Source organism: Salinicola sp. LHM (assembly GCF_034479735.1).
Lineage (GTDB): Bacteria > Pseudomonadota > Gammaproteobacteria > Pseudomonadales > Halomonadaceae > Salinicola > Salinicola salarius.
In genome coordinates this window covers 2,532,122-2,546,248 of the sequence record NZ_CP140261.1, presented here as the reverse complement: position 1 = coordinate 2,546,248, position 14,127 = coordinate 2,532,122, and the positions used below count along the sequence as shown (strand labels likewise).

The 14,127-nt window shown below is 63.1% G+C and carries 10 protein-coding genes and 1 riboswitch; of the genes, 3 read left to right on the top strand and 7 right to left on the bottom strand.

What is annotated here, in order from left to right; genetic code table 11:
* Positions 1–365: 365 nt before the first annotated feature.
* The 6 genes from R5R73_RS11665 to R5R73_RS11640 form a co-directional block, all read right to left on the bottom strand.
* Positions 366–2,219 (bottom strand): TonB-dependent receptor domain-containing protein, encoded by a 1,854-nt coding sequence (locus R5R73_RS11665; RefSeq protein WP_322527597.1) that lies wholly within the window; start codon positions 2,217–2,219, stop codon positions 366–368.
* Positions 2,220–2,403: 184 nt separating this feature from the next.
* Positions 2,404–2,695: riboswitch (cobalamin riboswitch) on the bottom strand.
* Positions 2,696–3,080: 385 nt separating this feature from the next.
* Positions 3,081–3,938 (bottom strand): OmpA family protein, encoded by an 858-nt coding sequence (locus R5R73_RS11660; protein WP_322527596.1) that lies wholly within the window; start codon positions 3,936–3,938, stop codon positions 3,081–3,083.
* Positions 3,935–4,753, bottom strand: coding sequence for a motility protein A (locus tag R5R73_RS11655; RefSeq protein ID WP_322527595.1), 819 nt, complete (start codon positions 4,751–4,753; stop codon positions 3,935–3,937). Before R5R73_RS11655 ends, R5R73_RS11660 begins: the two co-directional genes overlap by 4 nt.
* Before the next feature lie 140 nt (positions 4,754–4,893).
* A complete protein-coding gene (locus R5R73_RS11650) occupies positions 4,894–5,706 on the bottom strand; it encodes a glycerophosphodiester phosphodiesterase family protein (protein WP_322527594.1) in 813 nt (270 codons plus the stop codon).
* A 215-nt stretch (positions 5,707–5,921) separates the two neighbouring features.
* Entirely contained in the window at positions 5,922–6,176 is a 255-nt protein-coding gene (locus tag R5R73_RS11645; RefSeq protein WP_322527593.1) for a hypothetical protein, read from the bottom strand.
* Positions 6,177–6,217: 41 nt separating this feature from the next.
* Entirely contained in the window at positions 6,218–8,017 is a 1,800-nt protein-coding gene (locus tag R5R73_RS11640) for a thiamine pyrophosphate-requiring protein (RefSeq protein WP_322527592.1), read from the bottom strand.
* Positions 8,018–8,633: 616 nt separating this feature from the next.
* On the opposite strand from R5R73_RS11640, the gene R5R73_RS11635 reads away from it, so the two are divergent.
* From R5R73_RS11635 to R5R73_RS11625, 3 genes are all read left to right on the top strand, one after another.
* Positions 8,634–9,209 (top strand): hypothetical protein, encoded by a 576-nt coding sequence (locus R5R73_RS11635; RefSeq protein ID WP_322527591.1) that lies wholly within the window; start codon positions 8,634–8,636, stop codon positions 9,207–9,209.
* A gap of 114 nt (positions 9,210–9,323) precedes the next feature.
* Positions 9,324–10,301 carry an NADPH:quinone reductase gene (locus tag R5R73_RS11630; RefSeq protein ID WP_322527590.1) on the top strand — a complete coding sequence of 326 codons (978 nt, stop codon included), beginning with the start codon at positions 9,324–9,326 and terminating at the stop codon, positions 10,299–10,301.
* A gap of 279 nt (positions 10,302–10,580) precedes the next feature.
* Positions 10,581–11,159 (top strand): septal ring lytic transglycosylase RlpA family protein, encoded by a 579-nt coding sequence (locus R5R73_RS11625; RefSeq protein ID WP_322527589.1) that lies wholly within the window; start codon positions 10,581–10,583, stop codon positions 11,157–11,159.
* Positions 11,160–11,621: 462 nt separating this feature from the next.
* Here R5R73_RS11625 and R5R73_RS11620 read toward each other — a convergent pair whose 3' ends face one another.
* Entirely contained in the window at positions 11,622–14,090 is a 2,469-nt protein-coding gene (locus tag R5R73_RS11620; RefSeq protein WP_322527588.1) for an acyl-CoA dehydrogenase, read from the bottom strand.
* Between the last annotated feature and the right edge of the window lie 37 nt (positions 14,091–14,127).

Genomic DNA, 14,127 nt, shown 5'->3' with positions numbered 1-14,127 from the left:
GATGCTCGCGAACCGCGTTGCTGCGCCAAATGGTGCCAGGCCAGGCGCGGGATGCAGAGAAGGGTGGTTCCCTTTTCCAATCCCGCAACGCCGCATGGCGCCATTTGCCGCGCAACCCGAAGGGCCGGGCCAGTTTTTGCACGGTGCTGCGTTATTCGTCGCTCATTTGGAACGACCAAATCGCACTCCTCACGCCTTGCTCCGCACAAAAACTGGCTCCGGCGCGGCCGTGCATGAAACGTCAACAGACCCTAACGAGCTAGCCAATATGGATAGTGGCGCGTCCATGTCGGATTCGTTGCGGACGGATGTAATCAGTGACAATGGATGGTGAAGATGTTCTATGACAACAGAACCTTGTCGGACTAGAAGCTTATCGTCACGCCGCCTTCGAGATAACGGTCCTGGGTGTTGTAACCGTCTGCCAGCTGATAATCCCGGTTGAAGGCGTTCTCCAGCTTGGCCGACAGCTCGACGGTCGGCGTGACCTGCCAGGCGGTGCGCAGATCGACCACGCCGTAGCCGGTGGTGGTGGTAGGGCCGTAGGGCGCACCGAACTGCACATCGCGACGATCGCCCGCGGCTCGCAGGGTGCCACCGAAGGACCAGTCCGCCACGGCGTAGTCGGCATCCAGGCGACCAAAGACGTGGGCGCGACGCTGGAGTCGCTCTCCAGTCTCGCGGTTCTCCGGGTCCTGATAGGTGAGACTGGCGCGCAGATCGAGACCGCCACGCTCCCAGCCGCCGCTCAGCTCGACACCGCGAATCCTGGATTCGTCGACGTTATAGGGAATGAAAGTGGCGTTGTCGTAAGTGATCAGGTCGTCGATACGACTCTCGAACGCCGTCACACGGGCATTCCAGGCTCGCTGGTCCACCGCCCAGAAAGCTTCCCAGGTCCTGGACGTCTCGGCGTCCAGATCGGGATTGGTGCCATAGGGGCCGTAGAGATCGATCAGGTTCGGCGCCTTGAAGGCGGTGCCGTAGCTCAGCCCGATGCGCTGGGCAGCCGTCAGGTGGTAAGCGTAGCCGGCATTGCCGGTGGTCTTGTCGCCGAAGCGGGAGTCGTCATCGTAGCGTAGCGATCCCGTGAGTTCGTGGTCTCCGAAGCGACGCTGCATCGAGCCGTAGATGCCGTAGTTTTCCCGGCTGTCTTTCTGATAGCTCGAGCCAGCGGCATAGTCGTCATAGTCGATGCTTTCCTCTCGATAGTCGACGCCGAGGGAATCCACGCCATTGCTGCGCGTGAAGCGGTGCTGGAGGCCGAGCTCGTTGCGATGCGACTCGATACGACTGTTGCGGACGCCGTCGTAGTGCTCGTCGCGCTGTTCGTCGAAGTGGCCGCCAGTGACGATCATGTCCCAGTCGGGTTCGAGCGCGACATCGAGCTGGGCACCGAAGGTCTGGAGATAGCCTTCGGTCCGGCAGTCGGCAGAAGCCGGGTAGGAGCAGTTGTCGTAGTCGGCATCGAAGTCCTCGCGCATGGCGCTCAGGTTGAGGTCGATACGGTCGCTGAATCTGTGGGCCAGTCCCAACTGTCCGCCCGCGCGGCGGAACCCGTCGCGCTCGCCGCTAGTGTCGGAGGAAGTGGCATTGAAGCCGTCGCTGTCGCGATGGAAGACTGTCGCGTTGAGTCGCGTGTCGGTGTCTCCGGCGGAGACATGCGCACTCTGCCGGGACGTGCCGTGTTCCCCGGCCCTGAGATCGAGAGAGCCGTGAGTGCCCGCGCCGCCGTTTCGAGTGAATATCTGGATGACGCCGCCGATGGCATCCGAGCCGTAGGTCGCGGCGCGCGGGCCACGCACGACTTCGATGCGCTCGATGGCGTCGACCGGCAGGAACTCCAGGCTGGCGCCGCCACTCGTTGCCGATGTCACGCGAACACCGTCCACGAGAACCAGGGTGTGATCGGACTCGCTGCCGCGCATGAACAGGGTAGTCAGACCGCCTGGCGTTCCGGTCTGCACGACTTCGATACCGGCACGGTTCTGCAGCAGCTCGACCACGCTATTGGCCTGGCTGCGTTCGATTTCGTCGCGATCGATGATGGTGGTGCTGGCCAGGACGTCGGCCTGTGATTGCGGCAGGCGGTTGGCGGTGACCTGGACGTCGCCGAGCTGCTGCGGGTCCTCGACGTGCTGCTGGGCCTGGGCCGACAGCGTGGTCATGGCCATGGCGAGCGCGACGCCCGAGGCGACGGCATTCTTCTTATAACGCATGTAATGTGATCCCCAACTGCGTTGTGCCCCGCGATTCACTGGCGCTGCGGCCGGAGGCGATGACACGGAGTACTCGACACGAGTACCGAACGAATACGCAATGGGAGGACGGACGTGACGATGCCCGCCTCGGACGTCATGGAATCCGGGCAGGGGAGCCGCCACTGGATGAGCCCTCCGCATCAACCAGTGAAGAGAAACGCGCCGGTCTCCGGACTCTTGCGCGATGACCCAGGCGATAAACCCTGGGTCATCCGACACGCACGCCTTCCCATGTCGATGGATGTTCCCTTGAAGTTCCCTCGAAGGGCAGTCCATGCGATCACAGTGGCTGGATGGCCTGGCGGCGCATCCGGTGGTGTCTCAGGAAATGTAGTGTTCCTAACGCGATTACCGTTGCGGGGGCAGTGCGGGGTTCTCACCCGCTTCCCGAGGAAAACACTGTCTAAATGTCTGCGCAGTCAAATCGCTTCGCTATGACCGCCATCCCTGGCGGTCACCGAAGGCCGGCCTGCGGCCGTTCAAATTCGCTCCCGGCGAATTTGTGCGCGCTGCCGGAGCGCCGGTCCGATCAAAATCCTCACCTATACCCCATAGGCTCCGATTGACTCGAAACCTGCGGTTTCTCGCCCCTTCGGGGCCGCCCTTCGGACGTTCTCTCCGCTTCGCTTCGAGTCTGCGCTGCGTGCGCCTTGCGCTTTATACCGCTCGACAATTTATTCAGCGTGTTCCGTGCACACGTCTCTCGACGCGCCGGATTGTCGCAGCTTCCACGCGACAAGTGAATTCCGGATCAGGCAATCGGCGCCGGGACCTTCGTGATGGATCGGGCAGCGGCAAACCCCGCGACGGCGCGAGCCGTCACGGTGTCGGCGAGCTGGGCTCCTGCAGTACCAGCTCCACGCGGCGGTTGCTGGCACGGCCGGCCGGGGTGTGGTTGCTGGCCAGCGGGTGCGTCGAGGCATAGCCGATCGCTCGCAGCCGCTCGCCGTCGACGCCGGCCTGACGCAACACGCGCACCACCGCCGAGGCGCGCGCCGCCGACAGTTCCCAGTTGGAGGGGAAGCGGGCGGTCGAGATCGGTACGCTGTCGGTATGTCCCTCGACGGAGATGGTGCCCTTGAACGCCTGCAGCATCGGGATCAGCTTTTGGACCAGCTGCCTGCCACTATCGCTGAGCCCGACGGCGCTGCTGTCGAACAGCAGGTGATCCTGAATGCGCAGATTGAAGCCGTGGGGAATCGCGGTGACCTCGACGCCGTCGATCTGCGGCAATACGGGCGTCGGTTCGGGATCGGGCAGGTCGAACAGCGGCACGCTGAACGCCAGCGGTGGCATGGCGGATATCTCGGTGGGCGCCGGTTTCGGCGCGGGCGAGTAGAAGCCGGTATCGCTCGCCAGCGGCGCCGGCTTGAGCTGACGCGGCGGCTGATAGAACTCGCCGATGTTTGCCTGCGGCAGTCTCGGTAGCGGTGTCGATGCCGGGATGTGCAGCGGCAGTGCCGTGACGGGCGGCACCCCGGCCGCGTCCCGGTCGATGAGCTGGCCGCCATAGAGCGCCAGCATCAGCACGAAGAACGTGATCAGCAGCATGAGCATGTCGAGATAGCTCATCAGCCAGGAATCGCTTTCGCTGCTCCTTTCGCTGTCGACCAGAGGATCATCATCGAACAGCAGGTCGGCGAAGGGGCCGCCGGGGGAAATCGCGGCCTGGTTCATGCGGACTCGGCCGACGCGTCGGCGCTCTGCGGTCGGCGGATATCGCGCATCTCGTCGCGGTGCTCGGCGCGGTAGGTGTTCAGCGCCTCTTCGATGAACGCCGGCAGGCGGCGCTTGCTGACCATGATGACGCCTTCCAGAATCAGGGTCATGGTCATCAGCCGGGCCTCGGTGCGGCGTTCGAGCTTGACCGCGACCGGCTTGAACAGCAGGTTGGCGAGCAGGATGCCGTAGAAGGTGGACATCAACGCCACCGCCAGGCGCGGCCCGATCACTGCCAGATCGCCGGCCTGGATCACCTCGAGCATGTTGATCAGCCCGACCAGGGTGCCGAGCATGCCGAAGGCTGGCGCGTAGATGGCCATGGTCCGCAGGATCTGCGCTTCTGCCCGCTCCTTTGCCTTGACCCGCACCATGCGCCAGCGCAGCATCTCGCGGATCTCTTCCTCACGAGTATTACTGATCACCATCTGCATGCCGGTGCGCAGGAAAGGATTGGTGGTGCTCTCCAGCGAGCCTTCGATGGCGCGGATGTTGCCGCGGCTCCAGTGGCGCGACATGTCGATCAACTGTTCCAGATCGCTTTCCAGTTCGCTGGCCTGGGGTTCGCGGCGGAACACCACGGCGACCTGCCGGCACAGCCGCTGCATCTCCTGAAGGGGGTAGCTGATGAAACTGGCCGCCAGCGTGCCGGTGAGCACGATCGCCAGCCCCGGCAGGTTGAAGAAGCTACTCGGGGCCTGGGCAGTGAACAGCACGACGGTCGCCAGCAGCAGAGCACTGGCGATGATGCCGATGAGCGTGGAGGGATTCATGAACGGCTCGCAACCTGGTGAACGGGCATGGTGCCCATCTTAAGCCCGGGGCCCCACCGTCAAAGGCGCTAATTGGCGCGTGTATCAGGCGCTTATTGTCGACGGGATGCATCGGCGAGCGGTGATCGACGCGACCAATCTCAGGCCTCGTCGTCCGACCGGCGTGCTGCCGCCTCCCTGGCGTGGGTGACGAAACGCGTCGGATCGTCGCTGATCACGCCGTCGACACCCCAGTCCCAGAGCTTTTCGAAGGTGACCGGGTCGTTGGCGGTGTAGCAGAACAGCTTGATCTCTTCGTCGGCGATCTCCTGCGCCCGCTTGATCTTCAGCTTGCGCCAGTCGAGGTGGAGACTGTAGGCGGAGAGACGTTCGGTTTCCAGCCACCAGCGCTTGGGTGCCTTGTCGTCCAGCACGCCGAGGCGCAGGCGGTCGGGGTCGGATTCCAGCGCCCGTGCGGCGGTCAGTGCATGACGATCGAACGAGGAGACGATCAGCTTGTCGGCGGGCAACGCTTCCAGCGTCGGCGGCAGGGCGGCCTGGACGAGTTCGATGGCGTTGCGGCCGCGGCACACCTTCAGTTCCAGGTTGAGCCCCATGCCGAGTCGCTTGATCAGCTCGAGCATCGCCTCAAGCGTGGCGATCGGCTCGCCGCGATACTGGGCGCCGAACCAGCTGCCGGCGTCCAGTTTGGCGGCGCTTTCGGCATCGAGCTTGAACAGCTTGCCGCGACCGTCGGAGCAGCGCTTGAGACCGGCGTCGTGCCAGATGACCGGCGTTCCATCACCGAGCAGTTGAACGTCGAGTTCGACCCATTGGCAACCGGCATCATGGGCGGCCTGAACCGCTGCCAGGGTGTTTTCGGGGGCACGCGCGGAAAGGCCGCGATGGGCGATGTAGCGGGGCGTGTCGGTGTCGGTGTGATCGGCGCTATCGGCGGGGCGCGGCTGGGTCATGCGGTCAGGATCTCCGTCGAACGCTGGGGCGGGCGTTCATCACTGTCGAAATGGCACAGATTCAGGCGGCTGTGCGTTGGCGTCATCGCCAGGCTCAGACCTTCGACCACCGCACGCGCGCCGTCAAGGCAAATCACCCTTCATGCCGTATGGCGAACGTGGATATCCGCTGTGTGACACCCGGATTCCCAGGCTTCCAGGTTCCCGGGCAGTTTTCATACCAAGCCTAATGCCACCGCCGTCTTGCTGTGCCGATAGCGATACCGATAGGCAGTCTGCAGCGGAATCGGCCGATAGCCGAGAGATCCATGGGTATAGCCGAGCCCGGTCCTGCCGCCAGCGCCGAGTTCAACCAGCACCATGCCGGTCGAATCCCAGGCGAGCGTACCGTCGGATTCGGGTTCGTCCGTGGGTATCTCATGGGGCGCGTCCTCGATACCCTCGATCGGGACATGCGTCATTTCCAACATGGCGGCGTCTTCCTGATGTTCGTGAAGCAGACGCTCATGAATCAGTGCTTGCGGAGCTTCGGCACGACATCGCGCGAGAACTGTCGGAACGACGCCTTGATGATACCCAGCGAGTCAGGATCGCCATGCAGCAGCGCCGACATGTAGGCCTTGGCCTGTTCGCGCTTGATATGGGGTGGCAGTGGCGGCACGTCGGGGTCGGTGACCACTTCCAGTACCACCGGGCGATCGGCATTGAGCGCGCGGTCCCAGGCGCCGGCCAGTGCCTCCGGCTCATCGACCTTGATGCCCTTCAGGCCGATCATATTGGCGTAATCGGCATAGGGGAAGTCGGGCAAATCCTGCGAACCGGTGTATTTAGGGTCGCCGACCTGAACGCGCATTTCCCAGGTCACCTGATTGAGATCCTGGTTGTTGAGCACCATGATCACCAGGCGCGGATCGCTCCAGCGTTGCCAGTACTTGGCGATGGTCACCAGCTCGGAATTGCCGTTCATCTGCATCGCGCCGTCCCCGACCAGGGCGAGTACCACGCGGTCGGGATGGGCAAACTTGGCGGCGATGGCGTAAGGCACGCCATTACCCATCGTCGCCAGCCCGCCGGAAAGCGATGCCTGCATGCCCCGGCGCAACTTGAGATCGCGTGCGTACCAGTTGGCGGCCGAACCGGAATCGCTGGTGATGATGCAGTTGTCGGGCAGCTTGGGCGAAAGCTCCCAGAACACGCGTTGCGGATTGATCGGATCGGCATCGGCCAGGGCGCGCTGTTCGAGCATTTCCCACCACTGGGAGACACTTTTCTCGATCCGTTCACGCCACTTGCGCTCCGATTTGCGTTGCAGATGCGGAATCAGAGCCTGCAGCGTTGCCGCGCTGTCACCGGTCAGATTGACTTCCATCGGATAGCGCATGCTCAGCATGCGACCGTCGATATCGATCTGTACGCCGCGTGCCTGGCCTTCCTCGGGCAGAAATTCCGAATAAGGGAACGTCGAACCGATCATCAATAAAGTGTCACAGTTCGCCATCAGCTCCCAACTGGGGTTGGTGCCGAGCAAGCCGATCGAGCCGGTGACGTAGGGCAGGTCATCGGGCAGCGCCGCGCGCCCCAGCAGCGCCTTGGCGACACCGGCACCGAGAATGTCGGCGATCTCCATGACTTCATCGGTAGCCTGCAAGGCGCCGGCGCCGACCAGGATCGCGACGCGTTCGCCAGCGTTGAGCACCTCCGCGGCGCGTTCGAGATCATCCTGGTGCGGAATCGTGCGCGGCGCAGCATAGCCGACACCCGAATGCACCGTGCCATGCGCATGCGGCGGTGTCTCGACGGCGGGCTGGGTTTGCAGATCGTTGGGAATGACCAGCGCGGTGACCGTACGTTCGGACAAGGCGATACGCACGCAACGGTCGATCAGATGGCGGATCTGGCCGGGTGTGGTTGCCATGTGCACATATTCATTGGCCACGTCCTTGTACAGCGAGACCAGATCGACTTCCTGCTGATAGTCGCCGCCCAATGAACTGCGCCCCTGTTGGCCGACGATTGCCACCACCGGCGTGTGATCCTTCTTGGCGTCGTACAGGCCGTTGAGCAGATGGATCGCGCCCGGTCCTGATGTGGCGAGACAAACGCCCACTTCGCCGGTGAACTTGGCATGGGCACAGGCCATGAATGCGGCCATTTCCTCATGACGGACTTGAATGAAATCGAAGCGGTCGCCGGCGCGGTCGAGAGCTCCCATGATGTCGTTGATACCATCGCCGGCGTAGCCGAATATTCGCCGAATGTTCCATTGCGATAGACGCTTGAGAAGAAAATCGCTGACCGTTTCGCTGCTCATTTCCTGGCCTCCACGCTTGGATCGGTTACTGAGAACTTGGATCGGTTGCTTGAGAAGAATGTTGGTTTGCTGAAAGAAATAGTGACGCTATGCGGAAAACACTCTTCAAGGTGGTACATCAACGTGGCTTTGAGCAAGACGAAAGCCGGACGAGTCATAGCTATGATTAACAAACGAATAAAGAGACATCGAGTGGCTGAATCGATCGGCTGAATTTTGATTAATCTCCGTTAAAAATAATGCATATTTACCGCTTCGTGGCGGAAAGAATGCCAATGGCATCTGGGGAACGACATCTCCCTTACATGGATGAATCGAAGAAGATCGAGGATTATGGCCTTATCGGTGATATGCGTACCGCCGCATTGATCGATCGGAGTGCGCCTCGATCGAGTGGTTATGTCTGCCGCGCTTCGATTCCGATGCCTGCTGTGCGGCCGAGCCCGGCGGAGTCGCGACGGCGGCACTGACGCAGCTGGATTTCGACTTCTTTCGAATACCGGCCGGAGGCGGACGGACGGGGGCCAGCGACGTGACGATATGATAGGCTGCGCGGCTTATTACACCGGCCCGAAGCCGCCGGCAGCGCGCCACAAGGCAACAAGTCAGGAGAAGCATGATGAAGGTCGTTCACGTCAAGAACCCTGAAACCCGCGAAGCGTGTCTCGCCAAGCTGTGTGCCAGTGTCTATGGACAGGAAGCGGGCCTGGCCCCGCTGGTGACGTTCGCCGGCACCCAGGGCGTGCTGTTCGAGCAGGAGGCGGCGCGGCTGTTCGCGCTGACCGAAGACGACGGCACCATTCTTTGCCTGGCGCTGATTTCCTCCGATGTCGACGGCGGAACCATGGAAGTCGGCATGCTGTCGACGCCGGAGGGGAAAGGCAACACCCGGCATAGCCGGCAACTGGTCAGGACCCTGGCGGAGAAGGCGCCGCTGCGCGTGACGGCCAGCGACGAGGCGGGAGAAACATTCTTCCGGCGTTGCGGCATCGAGCGCTGGGTGGATGGCGAAGAGGGTCTGCGCATCGGTCTGGGGCCGCTGCATCCGGCGCCGGTGAGAGGAGCGCTGCCCAACATGGTGCGCTTCAACGGCGACGGTATCGTGCGTACCTTCAAGGAGCAGCCGAAGACCTTCGAGGAATACAAGACGCGCTTCGTTGCCGCCCTGGAACGTTACTCGAATAGTTTGTAAAGCCGGCTTCGACCAATGTCTGACGGCCGCGACGCGTGCCGCTCCTGACTTGACCCGCCTCGGGAATGGCGCTTGGATGTCAGACCGAGAGTCATCACCCAACAAGGAAACGTCATGGCCAAGCGTATTCAGTTCGCCCGTACCGGCGGCCCGGAGGTTCTCGAAACCGTCGAATTCGAACCTGCCGCCCCCAAGGCGGGAGAGGTCAGGGTCAAGAACCACGCCATCGGACTCAACTTCATCGATATCTACTTCCGCACCGGTCTCTATCCGGCGCCCTCCATGCCATCCGGTCTGGGCACCGAAGGGGCCGGGGTGGTGGATGCGGTCGGCGAAGGCGTGACCCACCTCGAAAGGGGGGATCGCGTCGCTTACGCCCAGGGGCCGCTCGGCTCCTATTCGGAATATCACGTGCTGCCGGCGGACAAGGTCGTCCAGTTGCCGGAAAGTATCTCCTTCGAGACCGCCGCGGCTGCCATGCTCAAGGGCTTGACCACCCAGTATCTGCTGCGCCAGACGTTTCCGCTGGAAGGGGGCGAAACCATCCTCTTCCACGCTGCCGCCGGTGGAGTGGGGTCGATCGCCTGCCAGTGGGCCAACGCGCTGGGTGTCAAGGTGATCGGTACCGTCGGTTCCGCCGAAAAGGCCGAACTGGCGAAGAAGAATGGCGCCTGGGCAACGATCAACTACCGCGAGGAAAATGTCGTCGAGCGCGTTCGCGAGCTGACTGGCGGCGCGATGGTGCCGGTGGTCTATGACTCCGTCGGCAAGGATACCTGGATGACCTCGCTGGACTGCCTGGCGCCGCGAGGCTTGATGGTCAGCTTCGGCAACGCTTCCGGCGCGGTCGAAGGTGTCAACGTGGGCATCCTCAACCAGAAGGGCTCGCTCTACCTGACGCGCCCCAGCCTCAACGGCTATGCCGATACGCGGGAGCGCTTCGAGGAGATGTGTCTCGACCTGTTCGACATGCTCGAGAGCGGCAAGGTCAATATCGATATCGCCCAGCGCTTCAAGCTGGAAGAGGCCGGCAAGGCGCAGGAGGCGTTGGCCTCACGCCAGACGACGGGATCCACGATTCTGATCCCCTGAGCCATCGCTACCCATGCAGAGGCCGGCGTCGTCTGAACGGGCGACGCCGGCCTTTTGGTTCCCTGATCGCGTGGCGGTCGCGACGTGGGGCGATCATTCCATCGTGTTCACTGATCATCGTACCCACTTATCGTACTCACTTATCATCGCGTTCACTTATTTGGCCGCTTTCGTGAGCGAACAGCGATTGTCGTTGTCGTAGTACGACGATGGCGCCCGCATTTCGCCAGTTTCTCCGCGGCGCGTCGAGGCCAGATGATCCATGCCAGGTCAATCACGATGACATTCGATACCACCGACGACAGGCTCTCGCCGGCAAGGCCGGCATCCTCTCGAGAGCGCCGCGTTCGCAAGACGCTGTTCGCCGCTGCCATCGCATCGGTTCTACTGGCGGGCTGTGCGTCGCCCTATCATCCGCAGGGCTGGGAAGCGACTTCGTCACCGCCGCCGGTGGCCGCGACCGGTAAGTCCGGTAGCAAGCCCGGCAAGAAGGAGTCCGCCAGGCGAGACGCCAGCATCAAGCGCAAGGCCGCCGACACGCGGGCCAGCGCATCGCCGATGGGCAAGCCGCGTCGGGGTGAGGCGACCTACTACGCCTCCTACTTCGAAGGGCGGCCGACCGCCAGTGGCGAACCCTACGACAGCCAGGCGATGACGGCGGCGCACAAGACCTTGCCGTTCGGGACCAAGGTGAAGGTGACCGCGCTGGATTCCGGCGAGACGGCCGTGGTGCGCATCAACGATCGCGGCCCGTTCGTCGACGGTCGCATCATCGATCTTTCCCGAAAGGCGGCGGAGCAGCTCGGCATGGTTCATGAGGGTGCCGCCGAAGTGCAGCTGCAGGTGTTGGGGCAGTAGATCGTAATCCGCCATCAGCACTCGTATCGGGTCGTAAAGCGAGGGCTGTTTGATAATCAGCTTTTTACCAAGGCAATTTGCCCCTTCGACGTAAGCTTACCACTGTCGAAACCTTACCTATCCTATCGCGCATGATGACGAGGGGGCTTAACGCTCGCCCCCTCGCCGCTCCCCCTCTTTTCGCGCCACAAACCGTGAAACCCTGGCCGATCAATCGCTGCGCTTAGGGTCGGCATGCAAGGGCATCCCTGTCCCGGCATGCCTCTTGCGACATCCATGTCGCAAGACCCAGCTTCGCGATTATCGTCCAGTACGGTCTTGAAAGGCGCTTGGGGTGGCTCTGGCGAAGCTCGAAGATTTTTTCATCAAGCAGAGACTCCCCTCGACAAACAGAAGCCCCGCTCGATGAGCGGGGCTTCTGTGGTCTGGCGTGTATGGTCTGGCGTGTATGGTCTGGCGGAGTCAGGCAACGGTTTCGTCGGTCTGGTGGCTGGCACTAGCGCTTTGCTGCCGCATCGCGAAGGCGTCGAAGGCGAAGTCGTCCACCGTCAGCATGTCCAGCACTTCGGCTTCATGTGCACGCATGAACGCGGCATCTTCGTCGTTCAGCAGCCCGGTTTCGTGGGCCGCGTCTATCCACTGTTCGGGGTGCAGCGCGACCTCGGGCAGGGCCTTCTTGACCCGTGCCTTGTTGAGCGTGCGATAGATCGTCTCGGCGCGCTCGGCGTTGGCCAGCAGCGCGTTGTAGCGTGCCAGCGGGTTGTCCTTCTGTCCTTCCTCCCAGGTATCCCAGGTATTGCGCGTCAGCTTGTGGCGCAGCGCGCTGTCGGTAGAGATCGCTCTGGCAATCTCGCGGGTCAGCGTATCCTGCGGCTTGTGCCAGCGACGCCCCAACGGTTGCGTGACGAACGACAACGTATTGGCCAGCGCCCGGTTGGGCAGGTTGTCGAACAGGTCGATCAGCGCCTGCTCGGCACGGTTCAGCAGCAGCCGACAGCTGTAATGGAACAGCGCGGCTTCATTGTCGACGCGGTCCGTCTCGTGCCACTGCTTGAGCACCATCGACAGCAGATAGAGGTTCGACAGCACGTCACCCAGACGCGCCGAAATCATCTCGCGCTGCTTGAGCTTGGAGCCGAGGCTGGCCATGGCCGCATCCGCGCACAGGCTGAAGGCGGAAGAGAGCCGGGCGGCGTCCTGCGCGTAGGGCGCAGCGATCGCGTCGAAGGGCACCTTGGGCCGGCCGAGACCCAGTGCCTGGGTGAAGGCACGCGCGCCGTTGCCGAAGATCAGCCCGATATGGCGGAAGAACAGGCGATCGAAGGCCGCGAAATCGTCCGCATCCTTGGCGGCCAGCTCCTTGAGGACGTAAGGATGGCAGCGGATCGCACCCTGACCGAAGATCATCAGGTTGCGGGTCATGATGTTGGCGCCTTCGACAGTGATGGAGACCGGGTTGGCGCTGTAGCCGATGCCGAGGTAGTTGCGGGGGCCGAGCGTGACCGTGCGGCCGCCGTGGACATCCATCGCGTCGGCCAGAACCTCGCGCTGGAATTCGGTCAGCTGGCTCTTGAGAATCGCTGACGGCACCGCCGGCTTGACGCCGTGGTCGATGGTGTTGGCCGTCTGCATGACGGCGGCCTGGGAGATGTAGGCCTTGGCGGCGATGCGCGCCAGCGGCTCCTGGACGCCTTCCATGTCCGCCACGGCGATGTTGAACTGGCGACGAATCCGCGTGAAGCCGCCGCTCCAGCCCACCGCGTAGCGGCCGATGCCCGCGGCACCGGAAGGCAGGGTGATGCAGCGGCCCACCGAAAGACATTCGACCAGCATGCGCCAGCCCTGGCCGGCCATGTCGAGCCCGCCGATCAGGTAGTCCAGCGGGATGAACACGTCCTTGCCGCGAATCGGGCCGTTCATGAACGGGCTGCCGATCGGATGGTGGCGGCGGCCGATCTGCAGGCCTTCCGTCTCGCGGGGAATCAGTGCGCAAGTGATGCCGATGTCGCTCTCGCCGCGCTCCAGCAGGTTGTCCGGGTCGAACATGCGAAACGCGAGACCGACTACCGTGGCGATCGGCGCCAGCGTGATCCAGCGCTTCTCGAAGGTCAGCTTCAGCCCCAGCACCTCTTCGCCGTTGTGCATGCCGCGGCAGACGATGCCGACGTCCGGGATCGAAGTGGCATCGCTGCCGGCGCGTGGCCCGGTCAGCGCGAAGCAGGGGACGTCACGGCCATCGGCGAGGCGCGGCAGGTAGTGATTCTTCTGTGCCTCGGTGCCGTATTTCAGCAGCAGCTCGCCGGGGCCGAGCGAGTTGGGTACGCCGACCGTGCTCATCAGGGTTTCGTTGAAGGCGAGCTTCTGCAGCACGGCGGATTGCGCCTTGGCCGAGAACTCGAGACCGCCGTAGGACTTGGGAATGATCATGCCGAAGAAGCGTTCTTTCTTCAGGTACTCCCACAGCGCTTCCGGCATGTCGGCGCGCTCGCGGGCGATTTCCCAGGCGTTGCACATCCCGGCGGCCACGGAGCACTGGTTGTCGATGAACGCCTGCTCCTCTTCGCTCAGGCCGGCGTTGTCGAAGTCGAGCAGCTTCTGCCAGTCGGGGCGGCCGCTGAACAGCTCGCCATCCCAGGCGACGGTGCCGGCATCCAGCGCGACGCGTTCGGTTTCGGAAACGCGCGGCGCGATCTTCTTGAACAGCGCGAACAGACGCGGCGATAGCCACAGGCGACGGATCGGCTTGAGGCCACAGGCGGCGACGCCGATCGCCGCGATCAGCAGCAGCGTGCCGATGACGCCGGCATCCAGCGCCAGCCCGACGAGACCCAGCACGACAAGAACGGCGATTGCCGCGAGCGCGCCGGCTTCGCGACGCATGACGACCAGACAGCCGATGACGGCAAGGACGATGAGCAGCAGTGTGATCATGACGAGCTCCGAGAGGAAAACGAAAATTCAGACGAGC

Bases quoted from the DNA above. Each gene is read 5' to 3' on its own strand.
- R5R73_RS11660 (WP_322527596.1), bottom strand. From the start codon at position 3,938: ATGAACCAGGCCGCGATTTCCCCCGGCGGCCCCTTCGCCGACCTGCTG.
- R5R73_RS11630 (WP_322527590.1), top strand. From the start codon at position 9,324: ATGGCCAAGCGTATTCAGTTCGCCCGTACCGGCGGCCCGGAGGTTCTC.
- R5R73_RS11655 (WP_322527595.1), bottom strand. From the start codon at position 4,753: ATGAATCCCTCCACGCTCATCGGCATCATCGCCAGTGCTCTGCTGCTG.
- R5R73_RS11625 (WP_322527589.1), top strand. From the start codon at position 10,581: ATGACATTCGATACCACCGACGACAGGCTCTCGCCGGCAAGGCCGGCA.
- R5R73_RS11635 (WP_322527591.1), top strand. From the start codon at position 8,634: ATGATGAAGGTCGTTCACGTCAAGAACCCTGAAACCCGCGAAGCGTGT.
- R5R73_RS11645 (WP_322527593.1), bottom strand. From the start codon at position 6,176: ATGTTGGAAATGACGCATGTCCCGATCGAGGGTATCGAGGACGCGCCC.
- R5R73_RS11650 (WP_322527594.1), bottom strand. From the start codon at position 5,706: ATGACCCAGCCGCGCCCCGCCGATAGCGCCGATCACACCGACACCGAC.
- R5R73_RS11665 (WP_322527597.1), bottom strand. From the start codon at position 2,219: ATGCGTTATAAGAAGAATGCCGTCGCCTCGGGCGTCGCGCTCGCCATG.
- R5R73_RS11640 (WP_322527592.1), bottom strand. From the start codon at position 8,017: ATGAGCAGCGAAACGGTCAGCGATTTTCTTCTCAAGCGTCTATCGCAA.
- R5R73_RS11620 (WP_322527588.1), bottom strand. From the start codon at position 14,090: ATGATCACACTGCTGCTCATCGTCCTTGCCGTCATCGGCTGTCTGGTC.